This is a genomic window from Phycisphaerales bacterium AB-hyl4 (genome assembly GCA_041821185.1).
GTDB lineage: Bacteria > Planctomycetota > Phycisphaerae > Phycisphaerales > Phycisphaeraceae > Natronomicrosphaera > Natronomicrosphaera hydrolytica.
On sequence record JBGUBD010000016.1, the window covers coordinates 1 to 22,401 of the forward strand.

The following is a 22,401-nucleotide window of genomic DNA, read 5'->3' on the forward strand; positions in this document are numbered from 1 at the left end:
GAGATATGACTTGCTCAATCACACGGATCACGATTGATCCGGATCACGTTGAATCCTCGTGCGTCATGCGCAATAGCCTCCCGCGGAAGCGGGGGGTTAGCGCCATGTGGACCGAACCCCTCGCTTCCGCGAGGGGCTATTGCCGATGACGCCGAGTTTGACACGGCGTCTTCCACCGCCCGCCTACGACCCTTCCTCCCCCAGGCTCGTCAGGTCCAGATCGTTATTGGGTATATCGAAGAACCCCCCGGTCACGCGAGCGCCCTCTTCCACGCGAAGCGACAGCGCGAGCAGATCCCCCTTGAACACCGCCTTGGGCCCCAGCCTCACGCCCAGGCCGCCCTGCACCGTCTTGGCATCAATCGCACCTTCGCAATCGATGCCCCCGTGGGCTTCGATCACCCTTGCGATGATGCGACCTTTCTTCTTCACCACGATCGACCCGCAGGTGCGCACTTCCGTCACCGGCTTGAGTGTGGTCACCACCACGTCGCCGACGATCACCGGCTTGTAGCAGCCCGGACAAGACGTGGACTGGGCGCGGCCGCTGACATCAAAGCGATGTCGGCAGTGATAACACTGCACCTTGCGTGTCGCCGGTTGCCGCGCCATAGACCTCCCTGAAGCGTTCGCTCGGGACGGAACTACCACGCAAGCAAGACAGACGCATCAACCGCGCAGACAGCGCGCGAGCCCGCCACGCACCACAGGCGCATGGCCACAACGCGACGCGCAGCGCCGCCTTCAGCTGACGTCGTTCGTCTTACTTACGCGGAGACTGGCCACCACTCCCGCCGCCACCGGGGCCGCTGGACGCCGCACCACCCGCACCGCCGCCAGCACCGCCGCCGGCACTACCGCCGCCGCCGCTGGACGAGCCGCCGCCGGTCGCGCTACCCGACTGTTTCTGTGCATCCGGGCCGATGGCCACATGCCCGTGCAACGACGAGCCCTCTGCCATGATCATTTTCGCTGCGACGATGTCGCCCTTGATCTGGCCCGAGGCGTTGAGCTGGATGCGGTCCTTGCAGTTGACATTGCCTTCGACCAGGCCGTCGACCGCGATGCTGCCCGCGTCGACGTTGGCTTTGCAAAGCGCCTTCTCAGACACTTTAAGTTCGCCCTGGGCAGTGACTTCGCCCTCGAACTTGCCGTTGATCTTGGCCGACCGCTCGAAGCGCATCTTGCCTTCGATGTGCGTATCCGCACCGATGATCGTCATTTCGCCATTGGATGTCTGTGGGCTTTCCGCCATGGGTATCTCCTTGAGTAGCGGGTAAGTAGGAACACGAAACCACAATCATAATCCGTGTCGCCATCCGCTGTCGGATGCCCGCAACTCAAGAAAGGGAAATGGCAGGGGAGGGGGGGATTTCGGATTTCGAATTTGGAATTTCGGATTTGGCTGAGATCGGAAAATCCCAAATCCCAAATCCCAAATCCGAAATTCCGCTTCACCCATGCACCCGGTGGGCCGCGATCGCCTTCGCCAGCGCGACGTAATCCTTCGCCCCATTGCTTTCCGGTGCATAGCTGAAAATCGACTGGCCGAAGCTCGGGCTCTCCGCCAGCTTGATGTTCCGCCGAACCGCTGGCTGAAACACCGCCGCGTCCGCCCAGGGCTGATCCGTCCCCCGCGCCTCTTCGAGAAACGCGTTCAGATCGCCCGCCACTTCGCCTGCCAGCAGCGTGTTCGCTTCGTGCATGCAGAGCACGATGCCCGCCAGCTTCAGTTGCGGGTTGATGCGCTCGCGCACCATTGTGATCGTCTCCAGCAGCTTGCTCAGCCCCTGCAACGCCAGGAAGTGCGCCTGCATCGGCACGATCACCTCACGCGCCAGCGTCAGGCCGTTGATCGTCAGCAACCCCAGGCTCGGCGGACAGTCCAGCAACACGTAATCAAACTGCGTCACCAGATCCATCGTCTTATCGCGTAGCACGCCCTGCGACTCGCCCGCCGCCGTCCGCTCCGCCAACTCCGCCTCCACGCCCGCGAGGTTCACCTCCGCAGGCAGCACGCCCAACGTCGGCGTCACCTGCATCACCACCTCCGCCGCCGTCGTGTCATCATCCACCAGCAGGTCGTAGACCGACCGCTCCAGCTCGTCTGGATTGATGCCCACGTGCAGCGAAAGGTGCGCCTGCGGGTCCAGGTCGATCAGCAGTACACGATGGCCCGCTTCGCTCAACGCAGCGCCGACGTTTACCGTCGTCGTCGTCTTCCCGACGCCGCCTTTCTGGTTCATCATCGCAATCACGCGCGGCGGCGAACCGTCAGCGCCCGGCCGACTGACCGCCTGCCCCGGCTCGCCCGCCTGCTCGGACGATGTCTCCACGGATGGGTCCGCTTGTGTTTCCATAAGAAAGCGACGCCTCCCTGCGTCCCGCGTAAATCACTGCTCCACCACGACGGGCCGCCAGTATATCACGCCCCCACCCCAAAGCCCACGGATGCCCCTCCGTGGGTGCCCCCAACTAGAAACTAGAAACCAGAAACCAGAAACCAGAAACCCCCCGCCCCCTTGCCGCTTCGCCGTCCACCCGTTATGGTGGCTCTTGCACGCAACAGGTGCGCCCCATCGCCCGAGCATGGCGAGGGGTCGTGAAAAGGGAAGTGAGGTGCGCGAGCCACGCGGTTGCAAAATCGCTTGCTCGCAACTCCTCCGCGGACGCGCCGCCGTAATGAGCGGCCCGTTGGCCACGTGTCACCCGACACGCGCCGCCGGGCACGCGTCTCGCTCGAATGCCACTGCCTCACCCCGCAACGGGGTTGCCAGGCGGGAAGGTGAGCGGGACGTGCTCTAAGCCGGAAGACCTGCCTGATGTGATGCCTGGTGTCCTCGCGAAAAGGACAACGCCGGGCAGGTCGTTGCACTCGCACCCCCTTGGCGAGCGTCACACTGCTCTGGTTCCCCGCGAGGACGTGTTTTTCTGCACGGAATCGAGGGGATATGCCCTGCGCGAAACAGGGCTGGGAGACGCTTCATGCATCGTGTATCTATTGTTGGTTCCGCTGTCCTCTGCGCGGGCGTGCTGTCACTTGGCGGCGCTGTCTGGGCAGGCCCGTTCGCACCCGCCGCCGGCGAGCCGGGTTCGACCGCCATTCACATGAGCGACCCGAGCTTCATCGGATGGGCGACCGACGTCGCTGAGATCGTCCGCGGGCCAGTCGACATCGACGACCCCGACGGCGAAAAAGCTTCCTACGGCGACCCGAGCATCGCACTCGGCCCCGCCAACGGCACAGCCGGCAGTGTCGTCAGCCTCGGCGACGGCGGACACATCACCCTCACCTTCAGCCAGCCGATTACCAACGGCCCCGGCTACGACTTCGCCGTCTTCTCCAACGCCTTCAGCGATACCTACCTCGAACTCGCTTTCGTCGAAGTCAGCTCCGACGGCGAAAACTTCATCCGATTCCCCAACTTCTCGCTCACCGAAGACCCCATCGAATTCTGGGGCGCGATGATGGATCCCACAAACATCTACGGCTACGCAGGTAAATACCGCGCCGGCTACGGCACGCCATTCGACCTTGACGAACTCATCGGGCAACCCGGCGTCGACGGCGTGCTCGATGTCGACAACGTCACCCACGTCCGCATCGTCGACGTCGTCGGCGACGGATCGACCTACGACTTCGACGGCAACCCCGTCTATCACCCACACCCCACGCCATTCAACACCGGCGGCTTCGACCTCGACGCCGTCGGCGTGATCAACGTCGTCCCCGAGCCCGGCACGATCGCCATGCTGCTCGTCAGCGGTTCGCTCGTCGCCCTCCGCCGTCGCCGACGCCTCGCATAACACGCCACCATCCACACGGGGCGGAGCGGGAGTCAGCGCCCTCGTGCCAACATCACGCATCAAACCATCAACATAAACAGCAAAGGAATCAATACCCATGATGACGATTCGACACCTGATGACCACCACGCTCGCCGCCAGCCTGTTCGCCACCGCCGCCAGCGCAAACGTCACGATCGACTACAGCGACCTGACCCTGTCGGCCGACAGCTACTACAACGGCAGCGACCAAGCCGGCGGCTTCACCAGCCAGGGCGTGCACTTTAGCAACGACTACAACGCCGCTTGGCAGAGTTGGTCCGGCTTCGCCTATTCCAACGTCGATGACACGGAAACGGAAAGCATCGGCAGTCAGTACGCCGCCTTCACCGGCTCAGCCCAAAGCGGCGATATTTACGCCGTCGGCTACGGCAGTAGCGCCGTCGTCTCGCTGCCCATCGCCACCACCGTCAGCGGCGCTTACTTCACCAACACCACCTACGCTGCGATGTCCATGATCGAGGGCGATGCGTTCGCCAAGCAGTTCACCGCCGAGGATGAAGACTGGTTCCGTCTCACCGTGTACGGCCTCGACGCCGGCGGCAACAACGTCGGCTCGGTCGATCTCTATCTCGCGGACTTCCGCGCGTCCGACCCGGAGGATCACTACATCCTCGAGACCTGGGAATGGGCCGACCTGACCAGCCTCGGCGAAGTCAGCGCCCTGACGTTCAGCTTCGCCTCATCCGACGTCGGCGACTTTGGCATGAACACGCCCGCCTATTTCGCGATGGACGGCCTCACCCTCGCTGCCATCCCCGAGCCTGGCACGTTCGCCCTGCTCGCCGCCGGCTCGCTGCTGGTCATGCGACGCCGACGCGCTCAACGCGCTCGCGCCTAAATACGAATCGAACGTCAATCTCCGGTGCGCTCGAAGCCCACGGCGTCACGCCTTGGGCGTCAGCCTCATACACCAAGTTCAAGTGTCATGGGAAATGCGCCTGACACCCCTTGATACGCCACCCGGGTCGACGGCGGGGAAACTCGCCTCGACCCTTTCGCAGTACGTCCGGCAGCCACACAAGCACGCCTTCGCAACCGCTCGCGATGTTCGCAGGCGGTTGCGAGAGGCAAAGACCCCCATGATCACGCCGCGCCCAACCCGCTTCGCTGGCTTCACACTCATCGAGCTGCTCGTGGTGATCAGCATCATCGCTGTGCTCGTGGGCATCCTCCTCCCCGCCCTCGCCCACGCCCGCGCCGCCGCTCGGCGAGCGGTGTGCGGGTCCAACATCCGCCAGCTCGCCATCGCCAACACCACCTACGCCGTCGACCATCGCGACCACTTCGTGCCCGGCATGATCGAGCCGACCAGCATCTACATCAACCTCCGACGCTGGCACGGCGAACGCGACCATGAAAACGAAGCCTTCGACCCGACACGCGGACCGCTTTGGCCCTACTTTCAGGTCGACGAGCTGAAAGAATGCCCCAGCTTCGACGATTACGTCGATGAACCGGGCCAAAATGCCGCCTTCGAATCAGGTGGCGGCGGCTACGGCTACAACGGCCAATACGTCGGCACGAACAACCTCAACACCGTCGAAAATACCGCCGGCGCCCGTGTCGACTGGTTCGCTCGTCCCACGCAGACCGTCATGTTCACCGACGCCGCGTTTTCCCGCACCATCGCCGGCTCACCCGCACTCATCGAATACTCCTTCGCCACGCCCCCCCAAAACAGCTTCGGCGATGCATACCCCGCCATCCACTTCCGACACCACGGCCGCGCCAGCGTCGCCTGGCTCGACGGCCACATCAGCCTCGAACAGCTCGACTTCACCCGCGCAGCCCCGGCCTACGGCATCAATCAAGCCCAGAACCGCAAGCTCGCGCTCGGCTGGTTCGGCGATGACGACAACACACTCTTCAACCGCGATTGAACACCATGCCCGTCACCCATTGCATCTGCACCAACCAGTCGTTCACTTGCCTGCACAGCATCGCTCAACGTGGCTGCCTCAACCTCGACCAGCTCACCCGCCACACCGGTGCAGGCGACCACTGCGGCCTCTGCAAACCCTACCTCCAGCGAATGCTAAGCACCGGCCAGTGCACCTTCGCCCCCATCCCCCCGAAGACCACGGATTCAATCCGTGGGCACGCTCGCAAGCATGTCCACAAGCCTTCACAAAAACACACGAGCCGTTTATCCACTTATGCACATTCAATCCGCACAACCGGTGGATAAAAAAATTCCCGCGTTTTAACGGCTTGTTAATGCACGCCCTGAGTCAACTCAACCCTTGCCATGCGAGCAATCACGGTTGAACGAATCGCCCCCAACACCTATCTTCACAGTCCGGTGTCAAAGGAATGACGCCCCGTATGACGCAAGGCCGGAGACCGATAAAGCCGCCTTCCCCAGCCCTGGTATAGCCGGAGGGGAACCAACGCGGCACTCTCCAGAAGGCAGATCCTGCCCGACCCCGGCGATGTTCGCTCATACGGCCCTTCGGATGGAACCTCGTACATCACAACGCACGGAACGGTTGTCGTATTCGCTGAACCGGCTCGATCGCGATTCAACTGTCGGCTTTCGACACACGATCGCTACGCTCGAACCCGCCAAGGCGAATAACCCGACTGAGCTTTAACACCGAACGCAGGAGTGCTCGTGACCACGGCCACTTCCCCCGATATCGCCCCGCGCATTGCCGCTCGACTCGCCCGCACCATCGGCCCCCGCCGATATGCCATGTGGTTCGAGCAATCCGCACGCTTCACCTGCGACCACGACCAGCAGACCCTCCGCGTCGCCGTCCCCAGCCGGTTCATCGCCGACTGGATCGAACGCAACTTCCGCAAGCAACTCGCCGACGCCGCCCAGCAGGAGCTCGGCCAGCCCCTCGAAATCGACCTCCAGGTCACCCCCGACCACTTCCCCGACCAACGCGCCCCCCAAGCCGGTGCGCAGCAAAGCGACGCGCCGGATTCCCCCACACGCAACAACCCCTCAAGCCCCAAGCCCCAACCCCCAACCCTTCCCCGTAAAACCCAAGCCGCCCGCCACCTCCGCCGCAGCCTCAGCGAGTTCATCGTCGGCCCGTCCAACGAGCTCGCCCACGCCGCCGCCTGTCGGCTCGCCGACGCAGACATCGAACCCACCGGCCCGCTGTTCCTCCACGGCGGCTGCGGCCTCGGCAAAACACACCTGCTCCAAGGCATCGCCAAACGCCTGTTCGACCAGCAGCCCGACGCCCGCGTTCACTACACCACCGGCGAGCAGTTCACCAACGACTACATCACCGCCGTCCGCGCCAACAAGCTCGACGCCTTCCGCAAACGCATCCGCCAGCTCGACCTGCTCGCTGTCGACGACATCCACTTCATCGCCAACAAGCAGGCCACGCAGCAGGAGTTCCTCCACAGCTTCGACCAGATCGAGCTCTGCGGTGCTCGCGTCGTCCTCGCCTCCGACAGCCATCCCAAGGTCATCAAGCAGTTCTCCGAAGCGCTCGTCAGCCGATGTGTCCGCGGCCTCGTCGTGCAGATCGCTCAGCCCGACACCGCAACCCGCGAGCGCCTCATCGAAGCCCTCGCCAAACGCCGTCGCCTCGCCATCGCCCCCGAGGTCGTCCAGACCCTTGCCCGCCGAACGCGTGGCTCGGTCCGCGAGATCGAAGGCACGCTCACCAAGCTCCAGGCCATGGCCGCCATCAACAACCCCAAAACCGCGACGCCCAACGTCGTCGGCCACGCGCTCGTCCATCAACTGTTCAACCACGACGCCGACCTCGCCCCCACAAGGCCCGTCCGCTTCGAAACCGTCATCGAAACCGTCTGCGAACGCCTCGGCGTCGACCGCGCCGAAGTGCTTGGCCGAAGCCGAAGCCAGCTCGCCGTGCTCGGCCGAACGCTCACCATCCACCTCACCCGCGACCTCACCTCCATGAGCTATCCCGAAATCGCCCGCGCCATGGGAAACCGCAATCACTCCACCGTCATCACCGCCGCCAAGCGCATCCTCGGCCAGCTCGAAGCCAATCCCAACACCCCCGTCCCCACCGAAACCCAGGCCGACTCCCTCCGCGACCTCGTCGACGACCTCCGCCAAACCCTACGCCGCGCCTGACCCCCGCCCCCACTTTAAAGCCCACGGATAGCATCCGTGGGCTCCCCGCCTCCAAACTAGAAACTCGAAACCAGAAACCAGAAACTCCCCCTCCCCCTCCCATGCTGCGCCAATAAGCGTTTCCCCTCGTCCGCTCCCCTAAATGCTCATCCCATAAGCATTCCCATCATTCGCGCGATCGTCAGTTCTCCGTTAACGTTCGCCCTCGCCACCGCTCACACCCGCTCTCACACCCCCTCCGCCGCGAATCCGCACGCGCCTGCCGCGCAAACCCCACCCGCCCACACCCACACGCGCCGCCGCTGGCATCGCCTTTGCATCACCATGCCTGCTTTACAACCCCCGCGCGATCCGCAACACCAACCCGCCCCGCGGATCGCCACAAACACCCACCCCAGAAGGACAGGCAAACATGACACACGGCTACCTCATCGACATGGACGGCGTCATCTATCGCGGTAACGAACTCATCCCCGGCGCTGCCGAGTTCGTCCGCGAACTGCTCGCCCGGGACATCCCCTTCGTCTTCCTCACCAACAACAGCCAGCGCACGCGACGCGACGTCGTCTTCAAACTCAAACGCATGGGCATCACCATCGACGAGTCACACGTATTCACCTGTGCCATGGCCACCGCGCGATTCCTCGCGTCGCAAAAACCTGACGGCACCGCCTACGTCATCGGCGAAGGCGGACTCATGTACGCCCTCCACGCCAACGGCTACGCCGTCGTCGATCACGACCCCGACTACGTCGTCGTCGGCGAAGGACGAACCATCACCTTCGAAATGATGGAAAAAGCCATGAACATGATCCGCGACGGCGCGAAACTCATCGCCACCAACATCGACCCAAGCTGCCCCACCGCCAACGGCAGCGTACGGCCCGGCTGCGGCGCAATCGTCGCCATGCTCGAATCCGCCACCGGCAAGCAAGCCTTCTCCGTCGGCAAGCCCAGCCCTGTCATGATGCGCGCCGCCCGCACCGAACTCGGCCTCCGCACCGAACAGACCATCATGGTCGGCGACACCATGGAAACCGATATCCTCGGCGGCGCACAAATGGGCTACCACACCGTCCTAACCCTCACCGGCGGAACACGACGCGAAGACCTCCCCAACTACGCCTACCAACCCGAACGCATCGTCGACTCCATCGCCGACCTCCTCAAAACCATCGACCAGGCCCCCGCAACCCCCGAAGTCCCCAAAAAAACCAGCAAAACCCCAACCCCCGCCACCGCCGCATAACCCCCCATTGAAGCCCACGGATTCCATCCGTGGGTTCTCCTCCCCAAACCAGAAACCACAAACCAAAAACCAGATACCCCCACACCATGCGCACCCCCACGCCGCCCCGCCCCATGAGTAACAAGTGATCGGCCACCGGAAACCGCCCCGCAGCGCGTGCAGGTGCACCCCATGCACGGACAGGCTCACGCGCAGCTTAACGGAGCGTTCCCACCTGCCGACTCGACCGGGACCACCTGCGACAAAACAGGTGGCTTGGTGCATCCTCTACCTGTCCGGACCCGGTGCACCGCGACCCCACGCTCTCCCGCCCTCACTCGGCAGTCGCCAGCAACTTGTTTGATGTATTGCAACCCCACGCCCCGGCGCGATACCCTCGCGCCGGCGGCCTTTCACATGCCCATCGCCCCCCCATCAAAGCCCACGGATAGCATCCGTGGGTCTCTAAAGACCATCCCCGCACCCATCACGCGCGCTTCACAACCAGCGTGTCATTCTGCCCACCGAACCCGAAGCTGTTGGACAGACAAACATCAACCTTCGCATCGCGAGCCTTATGCGGCACGTTATCCATCCCCGCAAAATTCGGGTCTTGCGTATCAAGGTTGATCGTCGGCGGAACCTTCTGATCACGCAGCGCAAGAATGCAGGTGATCAACTCCACCGCGCCCGCCGCCGCGATGAGGTGGCCCATCATGCTCTTGATGCTCGACATCGGGATGTTGCCCGCGTCTTCGCCGAACACGCCGCGCACCGCTTTGGTTTCGATCGAGTCGTTCTCTTTCGTGCCCGTGCCATGCGCCGAGATGTAATCAATATCCGTCGGCTGAAGCCCCGCATCCGTCAGCGCATGCTTCATCGAAACAATCGCACCGCGGCCCTCCGGCTCAATGTCGGTAATGCGATACGCATCCGCCGAGCTGCCATAACCCACCACCTCCGCCAACGGCGTCGCGCCGCGAGCCTCGGCGTGTTCGAGCGTTTCGAGAATGAGCATGCCCGCACCTTCGCCGAGCACGAACCCGCCACGGTCGGCACTGAACGGTCGGCTGGCGGACTTGGGATCTTCGTTATACGTCGACAACGCGGTCAGGCGGTTGAAGCCCGTCACGCCGAAGGGGTGGATCATCGTGTGAGCCCCGCCGGAGATCATCACGTCCGCATCGCCTCGGCGGAGGATGCACGTCGCCTCGCCGATGGCTTGCGTCGACGCGGCGCAGGCGGTGAGGCAGTTGTACGCCGGGCCATACGCTTCAAACTCCATCGCGAGATGGGCAAGCGGCATGTTCGGCTCCTGCTCGATCTCGCGCAGTGCGGCCATGCTCCTGGTCGCACGTTTCGCCCACTTGTCCGCTTCGACAAGCTTGGTTTCGTCGTTCCAGCCGGCGACCGCCGCGGCGACATAATTGTCGAAATCCAGCGAGCCTTCGCCCGAGCCGAGGTAGATGCCCAGTCGATCGCGATCGAGCTTGTCATGCTTGTCCAGCCCGGCCGTCCGCCACGCCTGGCCCGCCGCGCCGAGAGCGAATTGCGTGTTCAGTCCGATGGTCTCGTGCACGTCGGCATGCTGCACGAACTGGCGATAGTCATAGTCCTCGCTGACCTCCGCTGCGAATGTGGTCGGGAAGGTCGAAGCGTCGAAATGCTTCGTGCGGTCAACGCCACACTCGCCGCGCAGCAGTCGCTGCCAGACGGTTTCGATCTCCCAGCCCAGCGGCGTGACCCAGCCGATGCCGGTGATGACAACGCGATGTTGATTGGTGTTGCTCATGATTCGGGGTGCTCTTTCAACAAACGGTCGAGCCGTTACTCACACGCGTCCCAACACAATTGCTGCGTTCTGCCCGCCGACGCCGGTGGCGTAGCAGAGCACGTGGCGGAGCTCGGCCTTGCTCGCCGGGGCGTTGCCGGCGTTGAGGTTGCCGATCGGCTCATCGCAATTGATCGCCGACGGCACGGTCTGCTCACGCATCGCCCGCGCCGCGAGGCAAAGGTCCAGCGCGCCCGCGCCGGCGCCTGCGTTGCCCGCGACCGGCTTGGTCGAACGGATCGGCACGTCCGACAGCCGATCGCCGAACACCGTTTCGAGTGCCGACGCCTCGGCCGAGTCCCACACCGGCGAGCCGCAGCCGAAGGGCACGATCATGTCGATTTCGTCCGCCTTGATGCCTGCCTCATTAATCGCTCGGCGGATCGCCCCGGCAATCGCTCGGCCGTCGGGGTCGGGCTTGAGGTTGCGACTGGCACGATGCACCGTCTGACTCGCACCGAAGCCGGCCACCCGCGCGTAAGGCTCGCCGTCGCCGCCGCGCTTCTCGTAGCTTTCCACCGCTTCGATCACGAGGATGCCGCCGCCCTCAGCCGCGGCGCTGCCTGCGGCGTCGGAGCTGAACGGACGTACTGCCTCGGTCGGGCGATCGTTGTCGTCGACGTTCAGTCGGCCGGTGTACTGCTGACGGAGGAAGGCCATCGGGTTGATCTTCGAGTCGGCCCCGCCGCAGAAGCACGCGTCCGCCATGCCACGCTGGATCACGCGAAGCGACTCGCCCACGCTCAGCGGGCCCGACGCTTCGTTGCAGGTAATCGTATTGCTCGGCCCCTGCGCGTCGTGAATGATCGTCACATGGCAGGCGAGCATGTTCGGCAGATACTTCAGCAACCACAACGGGGTGAGGTGAAACATGCCCTCCTTGCCCCATTTGTGAATGTCGAACCTGCCTTGCTCGTCGGTCGCTTCAGTCAACGCCGCGGCGAGCTCGTCGAGGTCCGCGGCGATCAGGCCCGCACCGATGTGCGCCCCCACGCGGGCCGGGGCGTAGGTGGGCTCGGCGTCCGGGGCCGTGCCCTTGGTCGCGAGGCCGGCGTTGCGGGCGGCGAGGTCGGCACAGGCCACGGCGATCTCGATATCGCGGGCCATGACCTTGGTCGCCTTGCGGTAGGTCTTGGGCACGAAGTCGCGGACCTTGAGGTCGCGAACCTCGCCAGCGATTCGGCTATGAAACGCGCTGGCGTCGAACGCTTCGATCGGCGCGATCGCGGATCGGCCGTCGCGCCACGCGTCCCAGTTCGCGTCGATGCCCATGCCCAGGGCGCTGACCGGGCCGAGGCCGGTGATGATGACAGGTCTGCTCATCGCGTTGGTCTGTTGCTCGTCGCCACAACGGCCTGCCGAACCCTCCGGCACGGCCGCGAGCGAGGTGAATGTCGAATAAACCGCTAGTGTAGCGGGCCGGGCGTACGAGGGCCAAAGACACTTCGAAGCCGAGCCCTGAGCGAGTCCGCGAGCGAAGGGCCGGGTCGGGCGGATTTCTAATTGCTGATTGCTAATCGCTGCCAGAATCGGCGAGGGTTCCCAAATCAGCAATCAGCAATCAGCAATCAGCAATCAGCAATTAGCGATCAGCGAGGGTCACTGGTAGTCGAACAGCGCGAGCTGCTGGGTGTTGTAGAGCTGCTTGGCTTCCCACTTGCGGTTGGGGATGAGGTCGTTGAGCAGCTTCAGCAGGGAGTTGTTGTAGTAGATGCTGAGCATCGCGCCGCCGCCGGTTTCGCGGATCATCTCGCGGGTGAGGTTGTACCAGTCGTTCTTACGGCGGAAGCCTTGTTCCTTGCCCAGCCAGTCGAGGTAGCGTTTGCGGTTGTCCCACAGTTCCCAGTAGCCGTTGGGCACGCGGACGAACATCCACTCCAGCCATTCGCGGTCGGGGAACAACTCGCGGATGGCGTCGTGCGGCGAGCCGCCGGGGATGACGCGCAGCATGGCAGCGCCGTCGAATTCGAGGAAATGCCGCCGACGCAGCTGATACCAATGCTCCGGCTTGCGGTAGCCAAGCTGTTTGCCCAGCCAGCGCATGTAGCGTTTGCGATTTTCCGGATCGTGCCAGTAGCCTTGAGGCGTCGCCCGGAAGTTCCAGTGACGCCAGCGGATGCGGGGCTTGTACTCTTCGAGCGCCGCCATGGGCGAGTTGCGGTAGTAGATTGCCAGCAGGCCCGTGCCGCCGTGATTGCGGAAGTGTTCCTGCCGGAGGCCGTACCAGTCCTCGGCGGTCTTGAAGCGAAGCTTCTGGCCCAGCCAGTCCATGTACGCCCGGCGGTTCATGGGATCGCGCCAGTAGCTCTGCGGCGTGCTGCGCAGCATCCAGGGCAGCCAGTCGACATTGGGCTTGTAGTCGCGCAGCGCGGCGAGGGGCGAGTGGTTGTAGACGGTAGCCAGCAGCCCGCCGCCGTAGTTATCGAGGAAGGCCTGGCGGGTGAGTTTGTACCAGTGATCTTTCGTGCGGTAGCTCAGGCGTTTGCCGAGCCAATTCATATATCGCACGCGATTGGCGCGCACTCGCCAAAAACCGTTTGGCACTCGGCCGTTTACCCAAACCGATTGATTCAAAGCGTTCATCCCCCCCGAAGGTCAGTCGACTCGTCCAAGGTACAAATTTCGAACCGATGTCAGCATAGCGAATTTTACGTCGCTCACCAGTCCCAGACGCCGCTTGTTTGCAGTGTGTCAGGCTTGCGACGGGTCGGCCCGCTGCGCGGTGGCGCGGATGCGTTTGACCATTTCGTGCAGGCCGTTGCGCCGGGTCGGGCTCAGGTGTTCTTCGAGGCCAAGTCGGCCGAGCAAGCCTTCGATATCGAACGCGAGGATGTCGCTGGCGCGCTGGCCGGAGTAGATTTTGGTGAGGATGGCGATCAGGCCGTTGACGATGGCGGCGTCGGCCTCGGCGAGGAAGTGGATGATGGGGGCGTCGCCTTCGGCGGGCTTTTCGATGCGGGGGACCATGTAGACGGTGGCCTGGCAGCCGTGCACGCGGTGGGCCTCGGTCTTCAGCGTCGGGTCGATCGGTTCGAGCTGCTTGCCGAGGTCGATGATGAAGCGGTAGCGGTCTTCCCAGTCTTCAAACAGGTCGAACGCTTCGGCGAGCTGCTCGGCTTCGGCGTGTTGGGTCGTATTCATGCGGACAGTTTCACGGCGCGGGTATCAGGTTGCAAGTTGGGGCGGGGCGGTGGCACTTGCAACGCGTGGGGTGGGCGTCATACAAACTCGCGGACTTTTTCCAGGCCGACGACGAGGGCGTCGATGTCAGCCTTCGTATTATAGACCGCCAGCGACGCGCGGATGGTGGCGGGGATGCCGTAGCGGTCCATCACCGGTTGGGCGCAGTGGTGGCCGGTGCGGACGGCGATGCCCTGGCGGTCGAGGATCGTGCCCGCGTCGAGCGGGTGGGCGAAGTCGAGCGTGAACGAGAGCACGGAGGCCTTTCGCTCGGCGGTGCCGATGAGTTTCAAGCCCTTGACCTGCGAGAGCTGTTCGGTGGCGTAGGTGAGCAGCTCGTGTTCCCACATGGCGATGTTCGCCAGGCCGACGGTCTGGTCGACATAGTCGATGGCGGTGGCGAGGGCGATGCCGCCGGCGATGTTGGGCGTGCCGGCTTCGAAGCGGTAGGGCGGGTCGTTGTAGACCGTGCCGTCAAAGGCGACGGATTTGATCATGTCGCCGCCGCTTTGGTAGGGGGGCATTTCTTCGAGCAGTTCGAGTCGGCCGTAGAGCGCGCCGATGCCGGTGGGGCCGTAGATCTTGTGGCCGGAGAAGGCGAGGAAGTCGCAGTCGAGCTGCTGTACGTCGACGCCGAGGTGTGGCACGGACTGCGCTGCGTCGACGAGGACTTTCGCGCCGACGGCTTTGGCTTTGCGGGTGATGGTCGCGACGGGGTTGATCGTGCCCAGGGCGTTGGACATCTGGACGATGCCCAGGAGCTTGGTTTTTTCGGTGAGCAGCTCGTCGAGCTTGTCCATGTCCAGCTGGCCGTGGTCGTCGATGGGGATGACCTTGAGCGTCGCGCCGGTCTGCTGGCAGGCGATCTGCCAGGGGACGATGTTGCTGTGGTGCTCCATGTGGGAGATGAGCACTTCATCGCCGGGGGCGAGGTTGGCTCGGCCCCAGCTTTGGGCGACGAGGTTGATCGCTTCGGTCGTGCCGCGGGTGAAGATGATCTCGCGGTCGGTGCGTGCGTTGAGAAACTGGGCGACGCGCGTGCGGGCGCCTTCGTACGCCTCGGTCGCGCGCTCGGCGAGAGCGTGGATGCCGCGATGGATGTTGGCGTTGTCTTCGCGATAGTAGCGGTCGATCGTGTCGATGACAGCTTCGGGCTTTTGGGTGGTCGCGGCGTTGTCGAGATAGACCAGCGGCTTGCCATGCACCTGCTGGTGGAGGGCGGGGAACTCGGCGCGGATGCGCTTGTGATTGAGCGCGATGGATTGTTGGGGGGTCATTTGCTGCATGTCTACCTCCCGGCATGATAGCAGCGCGCGGGGGGGTAATTCTTCAGGGGGCGTTATGGGGGAGGGGGCTGATCTCTAATTTCTAATTGCTGATTTCTGATTTCTAATTTCGAATTTCGGATTTCGGATTTTTAGAGGCCGCGCATGCGGCCTTTGCCGGCGCCTTTGGCTTTGTAGAGGTATTCGTCGGCGCGGGCGAGGAGGGTTTCGCCGTCGGGGCAGACGTCGCGTTTGAGGCCGGCGACGCCGATGGACAGGTCCGTTTCGGGGCCGTCGGGGAACATGGTGCGGGTTTGCTGGCGGAAGAGGCAGCGGACGTTTTCGGCGAACTGGCGGGCGCGGCCCGTATCGGCGACGGGGAGGAGGATGACGAACTCGTCGCCGCCGAGTCGTACAGCGAGGTCGTCGTCGCGGGTGCAGCCGGAGATGAGGCTGCCGAGGAAGACGAGCACTTCGTCGCCGGCGGCGTGGCCGAGCGTGTCGTTCAGCGGCTTGAAGTTGTCGATGTCGAGCATGATGCAGAGCAGGTCGTCGTGGTTGCTTTGTCTGGCGTGGGCGATGAGCGCGGGGAGGCTTTCATCGAGGCATCGGCGGTTGCCCAGGTCGGTGAGGGGGTCGCGCATGGCGAGGCGTTCGAGCTGGTGGGTGGCGCGTCGGGTGGCCTCGGCGGCGCGGGTTTCGAGTGTTCGGCGGAGGGAGCTGGCTTCGTTCTGGTGTCGGATGCCGTTTTCGCCGAGCTGGTGGACGGCGCGGGCGATGCGGCCGAGCTCGTCGTCGCGGTTGGTCGGGAGCTTTCGGAGTGCGGTGAGTTCGCCGGAGCGGGCGAGGCGTTCGAGTCGGCCGACGAGTCGGAGGATGGGCTGGTTGAGCCAGTGGTTGGTCAGCTCGCAGCCGAGCCACATCATCAGCGGCAGGCCGAGCAGCATGGGCCAGATGCGGTGGCCGAAGCGTGCTTCGATGGTGCCCAGCAGGAGGCCGCCGACGACGGCGATCATGACGATGGCGTAGCCCTTGCTGCGCAGGGGCGCGTTGTCCCAGGGGAAGGCAGGTCGGCTTCGAGCGGACGCGCGTGGCCGGGCGGGGGTGGAGGCGGGGGGCGTGGCCGAGGACGGTAGGGGGGCTGTGCGACTCACGTTGGGCTCATCGGCAAGGCGGTGAGGCGACTTCGCTGCGGGCAAGGGTTTTCCATGATTCGCTATGGCGTATGGACGGACCACGCGGGCGGTGCGGGTTGTAGTGGAGGGGGGGTTGAATTTCGAATTTCGGATTTCGAATTTGGGATTTTGGATTTGGAATTTTGGATTTGGTTTATGGGGGCTGGGGGGTTGGGATTTCGGGGGTGGGGTGGGGGTGGTCTACACTGCGGGGCTTATGGTTGCACTTGGTGTCATGTTCGGGTTGCTGACGGCGGTGTTGCAGTCGGTGGCTTACCTGCTTTCGCGGAACTATGGGTTGCGCGCGGGTGGGGGGATGGTGCGGCTGTTGGTGAAGTCGCATGTGATTCAGGCGGTGGTGGCGGTGCCGTTTGTGTGGTTGTTGTGGTCGAGTGAGTTGCCGCCCTGGGGGCAGTGGATTTGGCCGACGGTCGGGGTTGGGGCGTTTTATCTGGTGGGGCAGATGGGGCTGTTCCTGGCGTTGAAGCGGACGACGGCGTCGCGGGTGTCGCCGCTGCTTGGGTTGAAGGTGGCGATTCTTGCGGTGCTGACGGCGGCGTGGCTGGGCGATGATGTGTCGGCGTGGCAGTGGGCGGCGGTTGGGCTGGCGGTGGCGGCGGCGTTTGCGATCAACTACACGGGCGGGCCGCTGCCGACGGCGGCGGTGGTGACGATGCTGGTGACGTGTACGGGTTATGCGCTGTCGGACGTGTGCATACGGCTGATGATCGAGGCGATGGAGCCCTTGCCGCCGACGCACGCGGCGCTGCTGGGGGTGGTGCTGGTGTACTTCGGGTGTGGGGTGGTGCTCGCGCCGCTGCTGCCCTGGTATGGATCGCGGCGGGTTAAGCCCTGGCTGCGGGTGATGCCTTACGCGTGGACGTGGCTGATCAGCATGGCGACGCTGTTCGTGTGCTTCGCGCTGGTGGGGGTGGTGCTGGGCAATATTCTGCAGTCGACGCGAGGGGTGATTTCGATTCTGCTCGTGCCGCTGGTGGTCGGGCGGGGGTTTGTGCATGTGGAGACGCAGTTGCCGCGGGCGGTGTTCTGGCGGCGGGTGGGGGCGGCGGTGATGATGTTCGCGGCGGTGGTTTTATATCTGGCGGGGTAGCTGTCGAGCGAGGTAGAATGAGGTAATGAGCACACTTCAAACCACGCATGAAACGACGCCTGAAAGGACACCTGAAACGACGCACGAAAGCACACTGACAAGTCACATCAAACGCGGCGAACTGGTGGCGGGGATGAACTTTCACCAGCGGGTGTGGGCGATGACGGCTCGCATCCCGGCGGGGCGGGTGACGACGTATGCGGCGGTGGCGGCGGCGCTGGGCTCGCGGGGGGCGCGGGCGGTGGGGCAGGCGTTGAATCGCAACCCGTATGCGCCGGCAGTGCCTTGCCATCGCGTGGTCGGCAGCGACGGCAGGCTGACCGGCTTCGCGGGCGGCCTGGCGAAGAAGCGCGATCTGCTCGCGGAGGAGGGCGTGGGCTTCAACGCGGCGGGGCGGGTGGCGCTGGCGGATTATGCGTGGGATTTCAAGTAGGCGTTGGTCCGCGGGGTGTGGGGACGTGGGGTCGGAGATCGCGGTGCAAGCACCGCGGCTAAATGTTGGGGGCGGGGAGGGGCGTAGCCTGACAGGGGGGTCGGGGGAGATACGGTTGTCGGGGCGATGGGGATCATTTCAGGCGGTTGCGATGCATTGACACTCGAAGCGGACGGTCGGTGGGCATAGCATGACCGTTTGCGTTGTCGAGAAGGTCTGATGGCATCATTTCATGCAGGAACGCGGCGCGAGATCGCGGTGCTGGTGGCAGGCTTGCTGCTGGTGACGAGCGCGATGGCCGGCGCGGTGGTCAGTTCCTACATGCTTTGGGAAGCCAAGGAACGGGTGGAGCGTACGCATGAACTGCGGTCGGCGTTTTTACGCGTGCTGTGGCAGGCACAGGACATCGAAACCGGCCAGCGGGGTTATGTCATCACCGGTGATGATGCTTTTCTGAGGCCTTATCGTCAGGCGCGCGAACGGCTGGATGTGGAGATGGATCAATTGATGCAGTTGACCGCAGGCAACCCGACGCAGCGGGCGCGGGCGGAACGGTTGCGTTCACTTGCGGGGCAACGGTTGCAACTGGCGGAGCAGCGAATCGCGCAACGGCGGGACGGAGACATTGCGGCGGTGGCGGAGCTGGTGCAACGCGGGCAGGGCGAGGCGTTGAGCGAGCAGGTGCGGGCGGTGGTGGAAGAGGCGGACCGTGAGGCGATTGCGGCGCTGGCGGAGCGTGAGGCGCGGGCGGCGCGGCGATGGGGTTGGCTGCTGGCATCGTCGATTTTTGGCGGGGGCGTGGGCGCGTTGCTGGTGGTGGGGGCGATGATGTACGCACGGCATAGCAGGCATGCGGCGGAGTCGGCGTGGCAACAGTTTCGGTCGTTGTTCGAGGCGGCGCCGGGTGCGTACCTGGTGGTTGAGCCGACGACGTATCGGATCGTGGCGGTGAGCGATGCGTACCTGCGTGCGACGATGACGCGGCGGTCGGCGTTGCTGGGGCGAACGCTGTTTGAGGTGTTTCCGGACGACCCGGACGATCCGTCGGCGACGGGCGAGCGGAATTTGCGGGCGTCGTTGGAGCGGGTGAAGTCGACGAAGCATCCAGATGCGATGGCGGTGCAGCATTATCCGATTCCGCGGCCGACGTCGGCGGGCGGGGGATTCGAGCAGCGTTGGTGGAGTCCGCTGAACTCGCCGGTGGTCGATGGTGAGGGGAAGTTGGTTTACATCATTCATCGTGTGGAGGATGTAACGCCGTTTATTTGCGCGCGGGACAAGGATGAGCCGACTGCCGAAGCGTTTGAAGCGTTGGAAAGCCAGGCGCAGCATCTGATGGCGGGGGTGATGGCGCGGGGCCAGGCGTTGCAGGAGGCCAACGAGCAGTTGCGTGAGAGCGAGGAGCGGTTGCGTCATGCCAACCGGGAGTTGTCGGACTTTGCGACGATTGTTTCGCATGACCTGAAGTCGCCGTTGCGTGCGGTGTCGACGCTGGCGCGTTGGATGCGAAGCGACTATGGGCAGAAGCTGGACGAGGAAGGGCGGGCGCAGCTTGAGGAGATGGTGCGGGTTGTCGGCCGGATGGATCAGATGATTGACGACATCCTGGAGTACGCTCGGCTTGGTCGGACGGAGGGTCGGCCGAGGCGGGTGGCGTTGGCGGAGCTGCTGCCGACGGTGGTGTCGGATCTGAGGCCGCCTGCGGACGTGCGGGTTGAGTTTGCGTCGGACCCGCCGGTGGTTAAGGGCGATCCGGTGCGGTTGCGTCAGGTTTTTCTGAATTTGATTGGCAATGCGATCAAGCACGGTCGGCAGGCGACGGATGGCGATCGGCTGCGGGTGGAGGTGAGTTGGGAGCGGACGGAGGCGGGTTGGGAATTTTGCGTCTCGGACAACGGGCCTGGGATTGAGGCGGCGCACCATGAGCGGATATTCCGGATGTTTCAGACTTTGAAGCCGAGGGATGAGTCGGACTCGACCGGGGTGGGGCTGGCGTTGGTGAAGCGGATTGTCGAGCAGGTGGGCGGTGAGGTGTGGGTGGCGTCGGAGCCGGGTGCGGGTTGTCGGTTTCACTTTACGTGGCCTGGGGCGGTGGATTCGCCGCGATCGGGGGAAGCGGCTGTATTGGCGGATGAGGCGTTGGTGGCGGGAGAGTTACATCGGAAGCGGGGGGCGGATGCGTAATGGTTTATGGACGGATGCTGGTTGAGATGATGTGTCTGAGGTTGTTGGCGTTGCACTGGTTGCAGGATGAAACGGGATGAACTCACCGGTTCGATTGTTACATGTGGAAGATGATTCGCTGGACCGCAGGGCGTTGCGGCGGCTGGTTCGGCAGCAGGATTTGCCCTGGGAGGTGAATGAGGCGGCGACGCTGGCGGAGGCGCGTGAGCTGTTGTCGTCGGGTCGGTTTGACCTTGCGATCGTGGACTATCACTTGCCGGACGGGGATGGGACGGCGTTGTTTGGGGAGGCGGTGGGGACGCCTTTCATTTTGTTGACTGGGACGTTGGAGGAGCATCTGGCGTTGCGGGTGATGGAGCGTGGTGCGGATGATTATCTGCCGAAGGACACGGAGCAGCATTATCTGAAGGTGTTGCCGTTCGCGGTGGAGAAGACGCTTCGCCGTCAGCGGCTGCACGAGGCGGAGCAGCGGTTGACGGTTCAGCTTCGCGAGAGCGAGGAGCAGCTTCGACTGCTGGTGGAGAACGTGCGTGGCTATGCGTTATTCATGCTCGATCCGGACGGCCGTGTTGCGTCGTGGAATCGTGGGGCGGAGCAGATCAAGGGGTACACGGCGAAGGAGATTATCGGTAACCCGTTTGAGGTCTGTTATACGCCGGAGGCCGTGGCGGACGGGGTGCCGGCGCGGGCGTTGCGTGAAGCGAAGGAGCAGGGGCGGTACGTCGGCGAGAACTGGCTGGTGCGGAAGGATGGCAGCCGATTCTGGGCGAGCATTTCGGTCACGGCGGTTTACGGGGAGGCAGGGGAACTGCGCGGGTTTGTGAAGGTGACGCAGGATCTGACGGACCGCAAGCGGATGGAGGACGAGCTGCGCGAGTTGAACCGGACGCTGGAGGATCGCGTTGCGCTGCGGTCGGCGGAGGCGGAGCAGAAGACGGCGCAGCTACGTCGGCTGCATGCGGAGTTGACGTCGGCGGAGCATCGTGAGCGGAAGCACTTGGCGCGGATGCTGCATGATGGTTTGCAGCAGCTATTGGTGGCGGCGAAGCTGCGGCTGGGGGTGATCGATACGTCAAGCGGCGACTCGGATCAGCATGCGCGTGTGAAGCAAATTGATGAACTGCTGAATCAGGCGGTTGAGGCGTGTCGGTCGCTGACGGCGGAGCTGGTGCCGCCGGTGTTGTATGACCGTGGGCTGGTGGCGGGGCTGCATTGGCTTGCGCGGCATATGCGAACGCATCATGATTTCAATGTGGCGGTGCAGGCGCAGGATCAGGCGGAGCCGACGCGCGAGGACTTGCGGATCATGTTGTTCGAGGCGGCGCGTGAGCTGGTGTTCAACGCGGTGAAGCATGCGCAGGTGAGCGATGTGGAGGTGGCGTTGTCTTATGATTCGGAAAGTCGGCATACGTGTCTTGAGGTGCGGGACGAGGGGCCGGGCTTTGATCCGAGCAAGGTGGAGTTGCAGTCGACGACGGACTCGGGCTACGGGCTGTTTAATCTGCGCGAGCGGGTGCAGGCGGTGGGTGGTGTGTTGAAGATTGACAGCTCGCCGGGGCGGGGGACGCGTGTGACGGTGCGCGTGCCGTTGTCGGTGGGTGAGCGGGAGTTGGGTGAGCAGCCGAGGCTGGCGTCGGCTTCGGCGGGGTCGCGGTCGGCGTCGAACGGCGAAGCGGCGATCCGGGTGCTGCTGGCAGACGATCACAAGGCGATGCGTGACGGGATTGCGAGCCTGCTTGCAGGCGAGGCGGGGATGACGGTGGTGGGCGAGGCGGCGGATGGGAAGCAGGTGTTGGACTTGGCGCAACAGCTTCGGCCGAACGTGGTGGTGATGGACGTGACGATGCCGGAGGTGGATGGGGTGGAGGCGACGCGGCGTATTCGTCAGACGATGCCTGGCGTGGGGGTGGTGGGGTTGTCGATGCACAACGACCCGAGCGTGAGGGCGGCGATGACAGAGGCGGGAGCGTCGGTTTACCTGAGCAAGGATGGGCCGTTGGACGAGATGGTGGACGCGATTCGTGCTTGCGCGGCGTCGATTGGGTGAGGATGGGGTGGGCATGTCTTTGGCGG

Annotated in this window: 18 protein-coding genes and 1 riboswitch; of the genes, 9 read left to right on the plus strand and 9 right to left on the minus strand. The window is 64.1% G+C overall.

The window, feature by feature from the left end; translation table 11 throughout:
- Window positions 1–183: 183 nt before the first annotated feature.
- The 3 genes from ACERK3_17765 to ACERK3_17775 form a co-directional block, all read right to left on the minus strand.
- Window positions 184–612, minus strand: coding sequence for a polymer-forming cytoskeletal protein (locus tag ACERK3_17765; protein ID MFA9480122.1), 429 nt, complete (start codon window positions 610–612; stop codon window positions 184–186).
- A 151-nt stretch (window positions 613–763) separates the two neighbouring features.
- The gene (locus tag ACERK3_17770; protein MFA9480123.1) at window positions 764–1,255 is read right to left on the minus strand and encodes a polymer-forming cytoskeletal protein; all 492 of its coding nucleotides are present in this window, start codon (window positions 1,253–1,255) and stop codon (window positions 764–766) included.
- Window positions 1,256–1,454: 199 nt separating this feature from the next.
- Window positions 1,455–2,360, minus strand: a complete 906-nt coding sequence (locus ACERK3_17775; GenBank protein ID MFA9480124.1) for a ParA family protein — start codon at window positions 2,358–2,360, stop codon at window positions 1,455–1,457.
- Window positions 2,361–2,550: 190 nt separating this feature from the next.
- Window positions 2,551–2,838: riboswitch (cobalamin riboswitch) on the plus strand.
- Between the two features lie 147 nt (window positions 2,839–2,985).
- On the opposite strand from ACERK3_17775, the gene ACERK3_17780 reads away from it, so the two are divergent.
- The 5 genes from ACERK3_17780 to ACERK3_17800 all read left to right on the plus strand — a co-directional run bounded on the left by ACERK3_17780 (window position 2,986) and on the right by ACERK3_17800 (window position 9,170).
- Entirely contained in the window at window positions 2,986–3,807 is an 822-nt protein-coding gene (locus ACERK3_17780; GenBank protein ID MFA9480125.1) for a PEP-CTERM sorting domain-containing protein, read from the plus strand.
- Window positions 3,808–3,904: 97 nt separating this feature from the next.
- Entirely contained in the window at window positions 3,905–4,687 is a 783-nt protein-coding gene (locus tag ACERK3_17785) for a DUF4465 domain-containing protein (GenBank protein MFA9480126.1), read from the plus strand.
- 241 nt (window positions 4,688–4,928) lie between these two features.
- Window positions 4,929–5,729, plus strand: coding sequence for a type II secretion system protein (locus ACERK3_17790; GenBank protein MFA9480127.1), 801 nt, complete (start codon window positions 4,929–4,931; stop codon window positions 5,727–5,729).
- 734 nt (window positions 5,730–6,463) lie between these two features.
- Window positions 6,464–7,921 carry a chromosomal replication initiator protein DnaA gene (gene dnaA, locus ACERK3_17795; GenBank protein ID MFA9480128.1) on the plus strand — a complete coding sequence of 486 codons (1,458 nt, stop codon included), beginning with the start codon at window positions 6,464–6,466 and terminating at the stop codon, window positions 7,919–7,921.
- Window positions 7,922–8,333: 412 nt separating this feature from the next.
- Window positions 8,334–9,170, plus strand: a complete 837-nt coding sequence (locus ACERK3_17800; GenBank protein MFA9480129.1) for a TIGR01457 family HAD-type hydrolase — start codon at window positions 8,334–8,336, stop codon at window positions 9,168–9,170.
- A 466-nt stretch (window positions 9,171–9,636) separates the two neighbouring features.
- On the opposite strand, the gene ACERK3_17805 is transcribed toward ACERK3_17800, so the two are convergent.
- From ACERK3_17805 to ACERK3_17830, 6 genes are all read right to left on the minus strand, one after another.
- Window positions 9,637–10,941: a beta-ketoacyl synthase gene (locus ACERK3_17805; protein ID MFA9480130.1), complete on the minus strand. Its 1,305-nt coding sequence runs from the start codon at window positions 10,939–10,941 to the stop codon at window positions 9,637–9,639.
- A 39-nt stretch (window positions 10,942–10,980) separates the two neighbouring features.
- Window positions 10,981–12,303: a beta-ketoacyl synthase gene (locus tag ACERK3_17810; protein ID MFA9480131.1), complete on the minus strand. Its 1,323-nt coding sequence runs from the start codon at window positions 12,301–12,303 to the stop codon at window positions 10,981–10,983.
- Window positions 12,304–12,579: 276 nt separating this feature from the next.
- Window positions 12,580–13,479, minus strand: a complete 900-nt coding sequence (locus tag ACERK3_17815) for a hypothetical protein (GenBank protein MFA9480132.1) — start codon at window positions 13,477–13,479, stop codon at window positions 12,580–12,582.
- Window positions 13,480–13,671: 192 nt separating this feature from the next.
- A complete protein-coding gene (locus ACERK3_17820) occupies window positions 13,672–14,121 on the minus strand; it encodes a SufE family protein (protein ID MFA9480133.1) in 450 nt (149 codons plus the stop codon).
- Window positions 14,122–14,198: 77 nt separating this feature from the next.
- Window positions 14,199–15,446, minus strand: a complete 1,248-nt coding sequence (locus ACERK3_17825) for a SufS family cysteine desulfurase (protein ID MFA9480134.1) — start codon at window positions 15,444–15,446, stop codon at window positions 14,199–14,201.
- Window positions 15,447–15,577: 131 nt separating this feature from the next.
- Window positions 15,578–16,579: a GGDEF domain-containing protein gene (locus ACERK3_17830; protein MFA9480135.1), complete on the minus strand. Its 1,002-nt coding sequence runs from the start codon at window positions 16,577–16,579 to the stop codon at window positions 15,578–15,580.
- 238 nt (window positions 16,580–16,817) lie between these two features.
- On the opposite strand from ACERK3_17830, the gene ACERK3_17835 reads away from it, so the two are divergent.
- From ACERK3_17835 to ACERK3_17850, 4 genes are all read left to right on the plus strand, one after another.
- Entirely contained in the window at window positions 16,818–17,711 is an 894-nt protein-coding gene (locus ACERK3_17835; GenBank protein MFA9480136.1) for an EamA family transporter, read from the plus strand.
- A 25-nt stretch (window positions 17,712–17,736) separates the two neighbouring features.
- Window positions 17,737–18,144 carry an MGMT family protein gene (locus ACERK3_17840; GenBank protein ID MFA9480137.1) on the plus strand — a complete coding sequence of 136 codons (408 nt, stop codon included), beginning with the start codon at window positions 17,737–17,739 and terminating at the stop codon, window positions 18,142–18,144.
- 219 nt (window positions 18,145–18,363) lie between these two features.
- Window positions 18,364–20,328, plus strand: coding sequence for a CHASE3 domain-containing protein (locus tag ACERK3_17845; protein MFA9480138.1), 1,965 nt, complete (start codon window positions 18,364–18,366; stop codon window positions 20,326–20,328).
- Between the two features lie 76 nt (window positions 20,329–20,404).
- Window positions 20,405–22,375, plus strand: coding sequence for a response regulator (locus ACERK3_17850; GenBank protein MFA9480139.1), 1,971 nt, complete (start codon window positions 20,405–20,407; stop codon window positions 22,373–22,375).
- The last annotated feature ends 26 nt before the right edge of the window (window positions 22,376–22,401 follow it).